We start from the raw sequence: 14,216 nt of genomic DNA, 5'->3' as shown, positions 1-14,216 counted from the left end.
TTGCGCCATCGCGGCCATTCGCGAAAGTGCAGCATCAAGGCGAAAGGACGAGGCGGAATTTATCTTCGCGTCAGCGAGAAAATCCGATTTTCAATTCCCCGGCGTGTGGCCGGAAACCTCGGCACCGGCGCCGGGCGGCAGCACCAGAAAACGCAGCGCCGCCACCAGACCGATGGCGCCGATGACGAAGAAGGCGATTCGAAAATCGACGAGGTCGAGCGCGGGTTGGGCCCTGACGATCTGCGACAGATTGAGGATCGCCGCCGCCACGGCGACGCCGAACAGCATAGCCACCTGCTGCAGCATGGAGGACAGCGTCGCCGCCGAACTGCGCTGCGCGGCGTCGATGTCGGCGAAAGCCAGCGTGTTGAGCGCGGTGAACTGCATCGAGCGCGACAGGCCGGCGATCAGCATCAGCGCCACAACCAGCGCCTGCGGCGTCTGCGGCGAGATCGCGCCGCAAGCCATGATCGCGGCCGAGGCGATGATGCCGTTGACCACCATCACCGAGCGGAAACCGAAACGCCGCAGCGTTGGCGTCGTCACCGTCTTCATGCCGAGGTTGCCGAGGAAATAAGCCAGGATCATCAAACCGGCATCGACGGGCGACAGGCCGAAGCCGAGCTGAAACAAAAGCGGCAGCAGGAATGGCGTGGCGTTGATCGCCACCCGGAAGATGGTGCCGGCGGCAAGCGTCGAGATGGCGAAGGTCAGCACCTTGAACGCGGAAAGGTCGAGCAGCGGATGAACCGCGCGCCTGAGGTGCCGCACCGCCAGCCAGCCGATGACGATGCCCGCCGCGATCAGCGCAAAAGTCGAAAACACGCCGTCCTCGGGATGCGCGATGCGCTCGAGACCGTAGAGCAGGCAGGCAAGCCCCAGCGAAGTCAGGAAAAATCCCGGCCAGTCGAGCGGCTTGGGGTCCGCCTCGCGATCCCCCGGAATGAAGCGGGCGACCAGCGCCAGCCCGACCAGCCCAAGCGGGATGTTGATGAAGAAATTCCAGTGCCAGGACAGATAGGTGGTGATGAAGCCGCCGAGCACCGGCCCGACGACGGGCGCGAACAATGCCGGCCAGGTGATCAGCGCGGTGGCGTTGAGCAGCTCGGATTTCGAGGCGTTGCGCAGGACGAGAATGCGCCCGACCGGCGTCATCAGCGCGCTGCCCAGCCCCTGCACGGCACGCGCGGCAACGAATTCGGCCAGGTTTCCGGAAAAGCCGCAAGCAAGCGAAGCCAGCGTGAACAGCGCGATCGCCACCAGAAAGATGTTGCGCGCGCCGAAGCGGTCGGCGAGCCAGCCCGACAGCGGCACGAACACCGCCATGGTCAGCATGTAGACGGTGATGCCGATGCTCATCGCCACCGCCGGCACGCCGAAGGAGGCGCCCATCTGCGGCAGCGAGGTCGAGATGATCGTCGAGTCCAGCAGTTGCATGAAGAAGGCGATGGCGACGATCAGCGCCACGCGCCGCGCATTGGTGGCCGTTTCCGGTAAGGCTTCAGTGTCGGGAATGGCAGTCATGTCGGTACGGGTTTGAACAGCATTTGGCCGGTTGCGTCCATAGCCAGCGCAACAAACTTTCGTGTCGCGCCGCGGCCTGCTATGGGATGGACGGGGCGGCCGAGGAAAGTGCGCGCGTAAATGAAGCCCATCTATATCGATTATCTCAATGCCCTCGATATCGAAGCGCTCGATATGACCGATGGCGAAATCATCGCCGCCGTCGAGGCTGGCCTTGTCGCCCAGGGCAAGGGCCAGACGGTGATCGAGCCGCGCGTCCACCTCGAACCGGACCCATCCTTCCACGGCCATTTCAACGTGCTGCGCGGCTATGTGGCGCCGCTCGACGCGGCGGGCGTGAAAATCGTCGGCGATTATGTCGACAACTACCTGCACGGCCTGCCCTCCGAATTCGGCATTCTCAATCTGTTCGATCCGCGCACCGGCACGCCGCGCGCCATCCTCGACGCCACCCTCATCACCGACATGCGCACCGGCGCCGTCACCGCCATCGGCGCCAGGCATCTGGCGCGCAAGAATTCCAAGGTGCTGGCCCATATCGGCGCGCGCGGCACCGCCTATTGGAACGTGCGCCTGCTCGACCATCTCTTCGATTTCGACGAGATCCGCGTCCATTCGCGCCGGCCGGAAAGCCGCGACGGTTTTGCCGCAAAACTCTCCGCCGATCTCGGCAAGACGGTCACCGCGGTCGCCGACTGGGAAAGCTGCGTCAAGGGCGCCGACATCGTCGTCGAGGCCTCGCGGCTGCCGGAGCCGCAGCCGCTGCTCAAGACCGAATGGATCAAGCCCGGCGCGCTGGTCGTGCCCTATGGCACGATGAGCGCGGTGGAACTGTCGCTGACCGACATCATGCAGAAGATGGTTGTCGACGATTGGGGCCAGTGCAAGGGCGGCAAGTTCGGCTCGCTGCGCGCCCATGTCGAGACCGGACGGCTGAGCGAGACGACGCTGCATGCCGAACTCGGCCAGATCGCCGCCGGCCTCAAGCCGGGCAGGCAGAGCGACGACGAGACCATCCTGTTCTGGCATCGCGGCCTGTCGCTGTCCGACATTGCGCTGGGCAAGGCGATGCTCGCCAAGGCAGGCGAAAACGGCATCGGCCAGAGGCTGCGTTTCGCATGAGCGCGCTCGTCCTCACCGGAGCCGGCGTCAGTGTCGGCGATGTCGCCACCGTCGCCCGCCAGGCGCGCAAGGTGGAGATCGGACCCGAAATCATCGGCAAGCTGGAAAAGGCGCGAAAAGTGCTCGACCAGGCCGCCGCCTCCGGCCAGCAGATCTATGGCCTGAACACCGGGCTTGGCGCCAATCTCGGCAGCTCAGTCGAAGGCGACGCCAGCGCCTTCCAACGTCAGTTGCTTGAGGGCCGCAGCGGAGCGGTGGGCGAGGCGCTCCCGATCGAGACCGTGCGGGCAACAATCGTCGCCCGCGCCTCGATGCTATCGGCCGGCGGCTCCGGCCTTTCGCCCGCCGTGTTTGTCGCCCTGGTCGATGCGCTCAATGCCGGCGTCCATCCGGTGATGCCTTCGCTCGGCTCGATCGGCGCCGGCGACCTCGTGCTGATGACCGCGCTTGCCCGTCTGCTGATCGGCGAAGGCGAAGCCGATTACCAGGGCCGCCGCATGCCCGCGGCCAAGGCGCTGATGATGGCCCGCCTCGCCCCCATCACCCTGGCGCCGAAGGACGGGCTGTCGCTGATCAACGCCTCGGCGGTCTCCGCCGGCAGCGGTGCGCTGGTCGTGACGGATACGCTGTCGGCGCTGGCCCAGCAGCAGCAGGCCGGCGCGCTGACCATGGAAGGTTTTGGCGCCAACCGCACCATCCTCGATCCGCGCCTGCAGATGGCGCGGCCAGCCGCTGGACAGCAGGAGGCGGCGAAGGCCCTGCACGACCTTCTCGCCCGCGACGAGATGCCGGCGCCCACCACCTTGCAGGACCCGCTGTCGATCCGCTGCATGCCGTCGATCCACGGCGCGCTCATCGAGGCGATCGGTCAGGCAAAACGCGCCGTCGAGATCGAACTCAACGCGGCCGCCGACAACCCCCTGGTGATCGGCGACGACGAACTGGTGATGTCGACCGGCAATTTCCACACGGCGGCACTTTCGCTGGCTTTCGAGACGCTCAGCCTGGCGATCGCGCAATGCGCCGCCGCGAGCGCCGCCCGCTTCATCCAGCTCACCGGTTCGGGCCGCAACGGGCTGAGCAAATATCTGTCGCCCATCGGTGGCGCATCGGCCGGTTTCGTGCCGCTGCAGAAGACGGCGACATCGATCCTGGCTGCGATCCGCCATAAGGCCAATCCGGTGATGCTCGATTTTCTCCCGGTTTCGGAAGGCGTCGAGGATCACGCGACCCAGTCGCCTCTCGCTGTTTCGAAATGCGCTGGAATGATCGCGCTGTGGCGCCGGCTGATCGCCTTCGAATTGATGGCGGCCGCCCAGGCCGTCGACCTGCGCGAGGGGTTGACGCTGGCGCCGCGCACGGGCGCGATCTACGCGGCGGTGCGCGCGCATGTATCGATGCTGAAAGACGACCGGCCGCTGGGGACCGACGCCGAGGTGCTCCACGCCATGCTCGCCGATGGAACATGGCAAGGCGCAGCGACGGTCGGCAAAGAAACCGAATAATCAGCTCTTTGCGTCCACCTTTTTCATGAACAGGCTGAGCTCGGCCGGATCCATGTGCACGATGTGCCTGTCCTCGGGATAGGCGCCGCTGTTGACGTCGGCGACATATTCGGAGAAGGCCGCCACCCGCTCCGCCTGCAGCCGGTCATATTCGGCGGCGAAGTTGCGATAGACCTTGGAGTGGCGGGGCATGTGGCCCCGGTTCTGGCCGAGAATGTCGTCGGCGAACAGATATTGCGCGTCGCAGCCGGTGCCCGCCCCCATCGACAGCATGATCAGCGAGGTGCGTTCCGAGATCGCCTTGGCGACCTCGACCGGCACCACTTCGATCTCGGCGCCGACAGCGCCGGCGGCCTCCAGCTGCTTCACCGCCTCGAAAACCTGGAGGGCAGTGTCGGCGGTCTTGCCGACCGCCTTGAAGCCACCGGTCCATGTGGCGCGCGAGGGAATGAGGCCGACATGGCCGATGACGGGAATGGCGTCGTCGGCCATCCGTTTGATCGTGGCGTAGCCGGCGCTGCAATAGACCGCGTCGGCGCTTGCCTTGTAGAGCCGGAACGCCCAGCGCAGGAAATCATCCGCGGTACCGATTTCGAAGAAGTTCTCGCCCGGCATGGTGAACAGGCTTGGCGCGGCATCGCGATATTGCGGATTGAGCACCAGTTCGGGCGGCACCGAGACGATGTCGACCCCTGCCCGCTCGGCGGCCTGCGCCTCGTCCAGGTTGAGCACGCGCAGCATGGTCAGCTGGCGCTTGCCCTTCATCGCGCGCAGATCGGCGACGGTCGGTCTCTTTCGGTTCATCAAAAACGTCCCCTTTGTGATGCTGGATCGGCTGCCGCGTCAGATCTGGATCATCACCTTACCGGCCTCGATCTTGACCGGATAGGTCGCGAGATTGATGCAGACCGGCGCGCCCTTGGCGGCACCTGTCTTGTAGTTGAAGCGGCCATTGTGCTTGGGGCATTCGATGATGTCGTCCATCACCAGCCCGTCGGCCAGATGCGCCTTCTCATGCGTGCAATAGCCGTCGGTGGCGAAGAACTCGTCATCCGGCGAGCGGTAGACCGCGAAGGTCCGGCCGCCATGATCGAAGCGGATGACATCCTCTTCCTCGATGTCGTCCACCGCGCACGCTTCAACCCAATCGGCCATATCGGTCTCCTCAGTTATTCGGCCGCCGCCGACATATCGTGGAACTCGCCGCGATAGGGCCTGGCCGTCGGCGGCAATTCGCGCTTGAGGTAGAAATCCTCGTATTTCAGCTGCCGCAGCAGCACCGGCCAGACCTCGCGATAGGCATGCCACATTGACGGGTTCGGCTCCGGCAGGTCGTGCTTGATCAGCGCATGCAGCCTTGGCAGCGCGTGATATGGCACCATCGGGAACATGTGATGTTCGACATGGTAGTTCATGTTCCAGTAGATGAACCGGCTGATCGGGTTCATGTAGACGGTGCGGGTGTTGAGCCGGTGGTCGACGACATTGTCGGCCAGCCCGATATGCTGCAGCAGGCCGGTCGTCACCATGTGCCAGGTGCCGTAGAGGCGCGGCAGGCCGATCAGCACCAGCGGCAGCCACGACCGCAGCGCGATCGCCAAAGCGATCGTCGCAGCATACACGGCCATGTGCCAGCGCGCGGCGACCACGGCTTTGTGCTGTTCCATCTCGGGGATGTAGCTCTTCTCGTCGTCCGACAGCGTGCCGAAGGCCTGGCGCATCAGCGTCGGCAGCGAATAGCGGAAATCGAGAATGCCGGTGAAGGCCAGCGCCGCCTTCAGCAGATCGGGCGGACGCATGACCGCGATCTCGGCGTCGCGGCCGACAATGATGGTGTCGGTGTGGTGGCGGGCATGGCTCCAGCGCCATTGCACCGGATTGCGCATCAGCATGAAGGAGGCGATGTGGTAGACGACATCGTTCATCCAGCGCGTGCGGAAAGCCGTGCCGTGGCCGCATTCGTGCCAGCGCGAGTCGCTGGAGGAGCCGTAGAGGACGCCATAGACGAACAGGAACGGCACCACCCACCACGAGCCCCAGAACCAGACGATGCCGGCGGCCGAGCCGAGGATCGCGGCAAGCCAGATGATGGTGTCGCGGATCGCAGGACCGTCGGAACGCTGCATAAGCTCCTTCATCGCCTTGCGCGGCACGTCGGTGTGGTACCACTCGGCCGAGGCCAGGCCCGTCTCGATCGCGGCCCGGGTGCTTTCGCCGACCAGGCTGTAGTCGCGCTTTGTCGTGGCCACCGTCGTCATCGTCGCCTCCAGCGCGCCCTATAGGCCGTTGGCGCGGAATTTTCCGTCGAGGAATGTTTTCGCGCGCGGCACGTCATCCTCGGTCAGATGCTCGATGATGACGGGAATGTTCGGGTGCTTTTCGCTGAGCCGTGTGAGGTAAAGGTCATAGTTGAGCGAACCAAGGCCAGGCGCCGGCAACTCGATCTCGCCGACGCCGCGGAATGTCAGTCCCTCATGTGCGTCCTGGTCGCCGATGTCGGCGTGCTTTTCCGTCTTGTCGCTGCCGGAGCGCTTCACATCCTTGGCATGGGCGATCCGGATCTTGTCGGTCAGCGTGTCGAACACCTGGTTCAGCACCTGGTCCATGCGGTCGATGTTGTGCGCTTCGAAGTAGTTGGTCGGGTCCATCAGCAGGCCGAGGCCGGGATGGTCGACCTGCGCGAACATCCTCACCGTCTCCTCGACCGAGCCGACGACATTGTTGACATAGGTTTCGAGCAGGAAGACCGCGCCATGGTCATAGGCGGTCTGGGCAAGGTCCGAGATCACCTTGCGGCATTCCTCGAAACCTTCCTCGGTCTTGTTTCTGGGGTGATGCACCCAGTCGGATTCGGTGTTGTAAGTTCCGGTCTCCGAGATCACGTAGGGCGAACCGAATTCGCGCGCGTTGCGGATGATCTCCTTGAGATAGCCGACGCGTTTCTCGCGCTCGGCTTTGTCGGGATGGATGATGTTGGTGTAGCCCGAGATGCAGCAGACCGGCAGATTGTGGTCGCGGAACGTGTCGCGCACTTTTCTGGCCTTGTCCCGGGTGATCTGTCCGGCGGTGAGATCGATATCCCGGAAGTGCAGGTCGAGCTGCACGGTGTTGAAGCCGAGCGCGCGGATGCGCCTGGCGGCCTCGTCCAGTTCGTAGGGAAAGTAGCCGGTGAAGATCCCCGCCTGCATCATGATGTGAACTCCTCCCGGTAAGCGATTCAGCCGCCACGCTTATTGCGCGGTCCCGCATTCAGTTGGTCGAGATTTCGGAAAGCCTGACGGTTCGGCCCTCCGCCATCGAGCGATAGCCGGCCTCGACCAGCGCCATGGTCTTGACGTTGTCGGCGACGGACAAGGCCGGTGGCGTGCCCGTCTTCACCGCATGTTGCAGTTGCTCCATCACGCCGATGAAGGCGTGCGGAAACCACATCGTGTCCCAGCTGGGCGTCACCCATTCGCCGCCTGTCGTCTGCGTCGAGGCATAGGTCAGCGTCGAACTGACGCCCGTCGGCCAGCCGATCGTGCCCTTGGCGACACCCTTGGTGCCGTCGACACGCCAGTTGATGTGCTGGTCGTCGCGATAGCCCTTTTCACGCGGGCCGGACCAGACATCTTCCAGCGAGACGGCTAGCACGCCGGAGGGGAAGCGCAGCGTCGACACGGTGATGCCGTCGGAATGGTCGAAGGCCGTGCGCGGATCCTTGCGCGTCAGCGTCGTGATTTCCTGGGGATCGCCGAACAGGAAGCGCAATACGTCGAGATGATGCACGCTCATATTGGCAAGCGTCAGCCGGTCATAATCGGCGAGGAAAGCCTGCCAGTGCGGGATGGCGTGCATGTCGATCTGCGCGAAGACGATGTCGCCCAAAGCACCGCTGTCGATGATCTGCTTCAGGACGCGCATCGACTGGTCGTAGCGCATGTTCTGGTTGACCGAGAGGATCTTGCCGGAGTTGGCGGCTTCGTCGCGCAGTTTGACCGCCTCCTCCACCGACAGCGCCAGCGGCTTCTGCGCCAGGATCGCCTTGATGTGCGGCTGCTTCAGCGCGTGACGGATGAGAGCCGGCTGCAGGTCGGGCGGAAAGGCAAGGTCGACGATCTCGACCTTGGCATCGTCGATCAATTGCTCGGGCGTATCGTGAACGATCGGAATATCCCAGCGCCTGGCCACCTTCTCGGCGCTGGCCTTGGTCCGCGAGGCGATCGCCACTACCGGGAAACCAGCTTGCGCATAGGCGGCCAGATGGCATTCGGCCATGATCATGCCCGCACCGACGCAACCGATGCGGTATTCCCTGCTGCGAACCTTCACATCCGGTTCGAAATCCGTGCCTGCCATCCATTCCTCCCTGGAGGACAGCATATAGCGCCACGGCTTGCCGGTCAGCCAAGGCCGGCACCATCATTTCCCATCACCGCGTCATCAGGAACGAGCCGTTACCTGACTTTACGGATGACCGCCTCGCCCTCCTCACCAACACGGACCGCGATCCTGTCGCCGGAAGCAATCCCCGCAATGTCGCAGACCACCAGCGGCATATGGATGTCGTAGAGAAACTCGGCGACGATGGCGCCCACCGCCAGGATCGGGTCTGGACGCTGCAGAAGGATACCGGCAGGCGCGGTGCCCCGGCGGATCGCTTCGGCCAGGACAGAGGACGATGAGGACGACCCTCGCCCGCTCGGCATGACCAGGATCTTGCCCACGACATTCTGGCCGAGCCCAGGATGCGAATGGTCTGTTATGTCACCCGTCTCGGCGTCGATGCCGCCCCAGAAACTGAGCGGCTGCGAAAACACCAGGGCAAGGCCGTCGGCCTCACCGGCAAGTTGGAAAGTGCCCAGCCGTTCGACGGCTGCGGTTGCGGTCTCTAGCGTCATGAGGCACTCCGCACGACATGCCCGACGGCTGCGGAGCGGATGCAATCCGCCATCTCGGCGAAGGCGACGGTCACGCCGATATTGCCCGGCGCGTAGTGCGCCCATTTGCCGGAATTGGTCATCACCACGCCGTCGAGCCGTTCGAGGATGGAGGTGACATAGGTGCAGGTGTCAGCGACCGGGATCAGGCCGAACGCCTCCATGCCGGCCAGCGCCCCTTCCTCCTGCAGCCGCGTCAGCGTCGCGCGCCCGGTGTTGACGTAGATCGGTATGCCCCTGCCCGGCGCTGCCTCACGCAGCAGCGGCAACAGGCGCGTCCACTCCTCGTGCGAGAAATGCGGCGTGCCCAGCGACACGGCTGCCAGCGGCGCCCCGTCAGCCACTCCGGACAATCTGGACAGCGCATGATCGATGTCTGCCTGGGTGATGCGGATCGTCTCTTCCGGTGCGTGGCCGTGGAACGCCTCGTCTGGCGTGCTGGCCTCCGGCGTGATGCCGACCGCATGGAACAGCGCCACGGCACCGGTTGTCGCGGCCGCCGCACCCAGCGCTTTCAACTGATCCTCGTCGCGTGGTTGCGGCAGGCCTGATATGACCGGAATGCGGTCACCGCTGGCTTGCCCGACGATCAGCCCGACGCCGACGAACAGGCTGTCGCTTGCTTCGGCCCCGGCGATGTCCAGTTCGTACAGGATGCGGCCACGCCGGTTTTCGCTGAGATGCAGGCCCCAGGCCGGTGCGCGTCCGGTCATGGCGCAGCACAGATCGATGAAATCGCCATAGCGGTTGGTGCGTGCGCCAATCACCGAATTGGCAAAGACAATGGCGTTGGATTCGCCCCAGGCGATCTGCTGGCCGAATTCAGGCCGGAAGCGTGTCTGGTAGGGCGCGCAAGTGAAGGTCGCCTGGCAGCCCAGCTCCAGATGCGCCTTCATCAGCCGCCGCGCCGGCACCTCCTCCGCCACCGGCATCTTCACCATGCCGGGATGGATAAGATCGAACGAGCCGACATTGAGCGTCGTCGGCACCTGCACGCGCCCGCCGCCTTCGACCAGCCGTTCGACGAAGTCGAGCCCGGCTTTGCCGTGATAGAGGCAGCCATCGATGTGGGCGCCTGAGATGTCGAGCAGGCCGCGCGCGCCGATCGCTTTGGAAAAGGCGACGAGGATTTTCATGGCGGCGGCCGCGGATGGGCCTTGCTCGCCGTCGAGCATGGATTGGTCGCGCGCCGTCAATTCCAGCGTCATCGGAAAACTCCGAGCTTATGCGCGGCTATGCTGTTCCTTATTGCCTGCCATCTGGCAAGAGCCAGAACGAGGATCAGCTCGCAGCAATCAACACCGTGCTTTCCGGCGACCAGCGCAGCACCACATCCTGCCCTTCCGCCAGCCTGTCGGCGCCGGTGTTCTGCACGATAACCTTCAGCGTCTGGCCGGCACGCTCGACGAAATAGGTGCTGTTGTTGCCGGCGAAGATGCGCTTGGAAACCTGGCCCTTCAGCGTGTTCACATCGCCATCCGAAGCCCCGGCATCGGTGGCGATCCGGATGCGTTCCGGCCGCACGGCGCAGCTCGCCTTGGCGCCGGCGGCAAGAGTTGGCCCGACTCCCGCTGCGATCGCCGTGCCGTCCGGCAGGCGGATGCCGTTACCGGTGGTATCGCCGCGAAAGATGTTGGCGTCGCCGAGGAAGGTGGCGGCAAATTCGCTCTTCGGCCGGTCGTAGATCTCTTCCGGCGGCCCTTCCTGCACCAGCCTGCCATCGCGCAATATGCCGATGCGGTCGCTCATCGTCAGCGCCTCTTCCTGGTCGTGGGTGACGAAGATGGTGGTGATGCCGATCTCGCGCTGGATGCGCTTGAGCTCGATCTGCATGTCGACGCGCAGCGCCTTGTCGAGCGCGCCAAGCGGCTCGTCGAGCAACAGCACGCGCGGTTTGGTGACGATGGCGCGCGCCAGCGCGACGCGCTGGCGCTGGCCGCCGGAGAGCTGGTGTGGACGCCGGCCGCCGAGCTTGCCCAATTGCACTAGGTCGAGCGCACGCTGCACTTCCGCTGCGATCACCGCCTTGGCCTCGCCGCGCACCGACAGGCCGAAGGCGACATTGTCGGCGACGCTCATATTGGGAAACAGCGCGTAGTTCTGGAACACCATGCCGATGCGGCGTTTCTCGACCGGCACGCGTTCCACGCTTTCGCCGCCGATGGAAATGCGGCCGGTATCGGGAAAATCGAAACCGGCGATCTGTCTGAGCAGCGTGGTCTTGCCGCTACCCGATGGTCCGAGCAGTGCATAAAAGCCGCCATCGGCGAAATCGATGGAGACATCGTCCAGTGCCTTGTGGGCGCCAAAACTGCGGGAGACGTTGGATACCTGCACGCCGGCCATTATTTCTCTCCGCCGAATTTGAAGAAGCGCGCCGTGAGCAGCATCAGCGCCATCGACACGACAATGATGATGGTCGAGACCGCGTTGATCTCGGGCGTGAAACCCTTGCGGATCGCGGCATAGATTTCGACCGGCAGCGTCGTCTGGCCGGGCGTCGACAGGAAGTAGGAGACGACGAACTGGTCGAACGACACGGCGAAGGCGAACAGCCCGCCGGCGATGACGCCCGGCATGATCCAGGGCAGCGTCACGCGCATTGTCACCTGCCACTGGTTGGCGCCGAGCGAGCGCGCCGCCTCTTCCAGCTCCGGCGCGAAAGTCTGCAGCCGCGCCGAAACGACGACGATGACATAGGGCAGCGCCAGCGCGACATGGCCGAGCAGGATGGCGAACAGGCCGCGCCCGATGCCGACGCCGAAGAAGAAGATCAGCATCGCCGTGCCGGTGATCAGCCACGGAATGGCGATCGGCGGGAAGAGCAGCGCCTGCAGCACCTTCTTGCCGCGGAATTCATAGCGGTAAAGCGCCAGCGACGCCGCCGAGCCGAGAACCACGCTGATGAGCGTGGTGATGATTGCGATTTCCAGGCTGTTCCAGGTGGCCGCGATCAGCTGGTCGTTCTGCCACAGCGAAGCGTACCACTCGGTCGTCCATTCGAACGGCAATTGGTAGAAGGGCGAGACGTTGAACGACATCAGCGCCATGATGATGATCGGCAGATAGAGGAAGGCGAGCAGCAGGAAGATGTAGAACCGGCCCAGTCCTTCGAGGATGCGGTTGGTCTTCATCACGCGGCCCTCCGCAACACCGGCGAGGCGACGGCCAGAATGACCAGCACGACGGCGAGCAGGATGAAGGAGAGCGCCGCCCCCAGCGGCCAGTTGAACACGGCGACGAACTGGTCCTCGATGACCGTGCCGTAGAAAGTGCCGGTTCGGCCGCCAAGGATGCGCGGCTCCATGAACGAGCCGACGACAGGAACGAAGATCAGCGCCGCCCCTGCCACCAGTCCCGGCATCGAAAGCGGGATGATGACCCGCTTCAGCACCTGCAGCCGTGAGGCGCCGAGCGAGCGCCCGGCCTCGATCAGCGAGTCGTCGATCGCCTGCAGAGTGAGGTAGCAGGTCAGCACCATGTAAGGCACATAGGAGTGCACCAGGCCGATGATGACGGCCGGGTACGAATACATGAGATCGATGTTGATCTTGAACGGTAGCACGGCGTTGAGCGCCGTATCGAGGATGCCGCCCTCGCGCAAAACCATCGCCCAGGAGAAGATGCGCACCAGCCCGTTCGACCAGAACGGCAGGATGACGAGGAGAAAGATCGCCTCGCGGCCGCGCCCCTTCAGCACCTTGGCGAGCACGTAGGCGGCGGGATAGCCGATGACGACGCACCACAGCGTCACTTCAAGGCCGAGGCGCAGGGAAGCGAGCAGCAATGTCAGGTAGAGGCTCTGCGAGAAGAAGGCGGCGTAGTTGCCGAGCGTGAAAGCCCAAGGCTTTCCCGACAGCGGCAGGTCGGTCATGAAGGAGAAGAAGACCATGGCCGACAGCGGCAGGAAGATCGCCACCGTCAGCCAGAGATAGGCCGGCGCCAGCAACGGCAGAGCCGATCTCAACCCGCTGCGCGACGCGACCGCGCCCTGTACTGCCATCGATACACTCCTCCCCAGGGTTGAAGGACCAGCCGGCGCGAACCGCCGGCTGGTCCAGACGTGAACTCTACTTCACGTCGACCTTGAGCTGCTGCCAGAGCGCCAGATAGGCCTCGCGCTGGGCATCGGTGATCGGTGCCTGGAACTGGATGCGCTTGCCAACCTCGGGATCGCCCATCACCTTGCGGTTGAAGGCATCTTCGGGCAGCGCCTCCACCGCCTTGGTGTTGGCGGAAACCGGAGCGCCGACCTTGGTGACCCATTCGACGTAGAATTTCGGGTCGATCATCCAGTTGATGAAGGCCTGCGCGCCTTCGACATTCTTGGAACCGACCGGGATGGAGAAGGCATCGAGCCACGCGACGGCGCCTTCCTGCGGAATGACCAGCGAAACCGGCAGCTTGAAATGCGTCTTGGCGCGGTCGGCCGAGCCGCTCCAGTAGGTGCCGATGTCGATCTGGTTGGAAGCGACCATCTGGTTCCAGTCGTTCTCCGAGCTCCAGAAGGTCTTGATCTGCGGCATCAGCGAGGTGAGCTTCGTCTTGACCGCCTCCATATCCTTGATGTCGTTGATGTTCTGGCCGGTGGCGATGGCGCCGAACTGCACCGCCTCGACGGCGTCGTCGCGGATGACGACGCGGCCCTTATGCGCGGGGTCCCACATTTCGGCGATCGACGTCGGCGGCTTGTCGAACGACTTTTCGTTGATGGCGAGCGCCGTCAGGCCCCAAACCCATGGCACGCCATAGACCTTGCCGTCATGGTCGAGCATCGGCGAGCCGGCCTTGTCCTTGCTGATGTCGGCATAGTTCGGCAGTTTCGAAGTATCGATCGGCTGGATCAGTTTTTCCGCCATCGCCTGGTCGTTGAAAGCGGCGTTGATCATGACCACGTCGTAAAGCCCCGGATTGGTCCGGATCTTGGTCAGCATTTCCTGTTCGGAATTGAAGAAGTCGTTGACGACCTTGTTGCCGGTCGCTTTCTCGAAGGCAGCGACAGCCCAGGGCTCGTCGGCGCCGTAGCCTTTCCAGTTGAGCACATGCACCTCGGCGGCACTGGCGGCCAGCGTGAGTGCGGTGGTGAAGACGGCGGTCGCCGTCAAGAGAGCAGTCAGTCTTGGCATGCGCATGTTGGTTCCTCTCT

At 64.1% G+C, this 14,216-nt stretch carries 14 protein-coding genes; 2 read left to right on the top strand and 12 right to left on the bottom strand.

Annotated features, from left to right (window positions below; genetic code table 11):
* Positions 1 to 90: 90 nt before the first annotated feature.
* The gene (locus tag JG746_RS15620) at positions 91 to 1,524 is read right to left on the bottom strand and encodes a DHA2 family efflux MFS transporter permease subunit (RefSeq protein WP_202358938.1); all 1,434 of its coding nucleotides are present in this window, start codon (positions 1,522 to 1,524) and stop codon (positions 91 to 93) included.
* 120 nt (positions 1,525 to 1,644) lie between these two features.
* Between JG746_RS15620 and JG746_RS15615 the strand changes: the two genes are divergently transcribed.
* Both JG746_RS15615 and JG746_RS15610 read left to right on the top strand, forming a co-directional pair.
* Positions 1,645 to 2,646: an ornithine cyclodeaminase family protein gene (locus tag JG746_RS15615; protein WP_202358937.1), complete on the top strand. Its 1,002-nt coding sequence runs from the start codon at positions 1,645 to 1,647 to the stop codon at positions 2,644 to 2,646.
* Positions 2,643 to 4,151 (top strand): HAL/PAL/TAL family ammonia-lyase, encoded by a 1,509-nt coding sequence (locus JG746_RS15610; RefSeq protein WP_202358936.1) that lies wholly within the window; start codon positions 2,643 to 2,645, stop codon positions 4,149 to 4,151. The genes JG746_RS15615 and JG746_RS15610 overlap by 4 nt, the downstream gene beginning before the upstream one ends.
* Here the strand turns inward: JG746_RS15610 and JG746_RS15605 are convergent, their stop codons facing one another.
* The 11 genes from JG746_RS15605 to JG746_RS15555 form a co-directional block, all read right to left on the bottom strand.
* Complete coding sequence (locus JG746_RS15605; protein WP_202358935.1) at positions 4,152 to 4,955, bottom strand: 3-methyl-2-oxobutanoate hydroxymethyltransferase; 804 nt, start codon at positions 4,953 to 4,955, stop codon at positions 4,152 to 4,154.
* 39 nt (positions 4,956 to 4,994) lie between these two features.
* Positions 4,995 to 5,306 (bottom strand): MocE family 2Fe-2S type ferredoxin, encoded by a 312-nt coding sequence (locus tag JG746_RS15600; RefSeq protein WP_202358934.1) that lies wholly within the window; start codon positions 5,304 to 5,306, stop codon positions 4,995 to 4,997.
* Positions 5,307 to 5,320: 14 nt separating this feature from the next.
* A complete protein-coding gene (locus tag JG746_RS15595; protein ID WP_202358933.1) occupies positions 5,321 to 6,409 on the bottom strand; it encodes a fatty acid desaturase family protein in 1,089 nt (362 codons plus the stop codon).
* Positions 6,410 to 6,427: 18 nt separating this feature from the next.
* Positions 6,428 to 7,342: a sugar phosphate isomerase/epimerase family protein gene (locus JG746_RS15590; protein ID WP_202358932.1), complete on the bottom strand. Its 915-nt coding sequence runs from the start codon at positions 7,340 to 7,342 to the stop codon at positions 6,428 to 6,430.
* Positions 7,343 to 7,400: 58 nt separating this feature from the next.
* Positions 7,401 to 8,489, bottom strand: a complete 1,089-nt coding sequence (locus JG746_RS15585) for a Gfo/Idh/MocA family protein (protein WP_202358931.1) — start codon at positions 8,487 to 8,489, stop codon at positions 7,401 to 7,403.
* Positions 8,490 to 8,587: 98 nt separating this feature from the next.
* Positions 8,588 to 9,031 (bottom strand): aconitase X swivel domain-containing protein, encoded by a 444-nt coding sequence (locus JG746_RS15580; protein ID WP_202358930.1) that lies wholly within the window; start codon positions 9,029 to 9,031, stop codon positions 8,588 to 8,590.
* Positions 9,028 to 10,278 carry an aconitase X gene (locus tag JG746_RS15575; RefSeq protein WP_202358929.1) on the bottom strand — a complete coding sequence of 417 codons (1,251 nt, stop codon included), beginning with the start codon at positions 10,276 to 10,278 and terminating at the stop codon, positions 9,028 to 9,030. Before JG746_RS15575 ends, JG746_RS15580 begins: the two co-directional genes overlap by 4 nt.
* 73 nt (positions 10,279 to 10,351) lie before the next feature.
* Entirely contained in the window at positions 10,352 to 11,416 is a 1,065-nt protein-coding gene (locus JG746_RS15570) for an ABC transporter ATP-binding protein (RefSeq protein ID WP_202358928.1), read from the bottom strand.
* A complete protein-coding gene (locus tag JG746_RS15565) occupies positions 11,416 to 12,204 on the bottom strand; it encodes an ABC transporter permease (RefSeq protein WP_202359379.1) in 789 nt (262 codons plus the stop codon). The genes JG746_RS15570 and JG746_RS15565 overlap by 1 nt, the downstream gene beginning before the upstream one ends.
* Positions 12,204 to 13,073, bottom strand: a complete 870-nt coding sequence (locus JG746_RS15560) for an ABC transporter permease (protein ID WP_202358927.1) — start codon at positions 13,071 to 13,073, stop codon at positions 12,204 to 12,206. The genes JG746_RS15565 and JG746_RS15560 overlap by 1 nt, the downstream gene beginning before the upstream one ends.
* A gap of 67 nt (positions 13,074 to 13,140) precedes the next feature.
* Positions 13,141 to 14,202: an ABC transporter substrate-binding protein gene (locus JG746_RS15555; RefSeq protein WP_202358926.1), complete on the bottom strand. Its 1,062-nt coding sequence runs from the start codon at positions 14,200 to 14,202 to the stop codon at positions 13,141 to 13,143.
* Positions 14,203 to 14,216: the final 14 nt, after the last annotated feature.

The sequence above is a fragment of the Mesorhizobium sp. 113-3-3 genome (assembly GCF_016756495.1).
Classification (GTDB): domain Bacteria; phylum Pseudomonadota; class Alphaproteobacteria; order Rhizobiales; family Rhizobiaceae; genus Mesorhizobium.
Note: the sequence above shows the minus strand (reverse complement) of the source record. Positions and strands in the feature narration are given on the sequence as shown.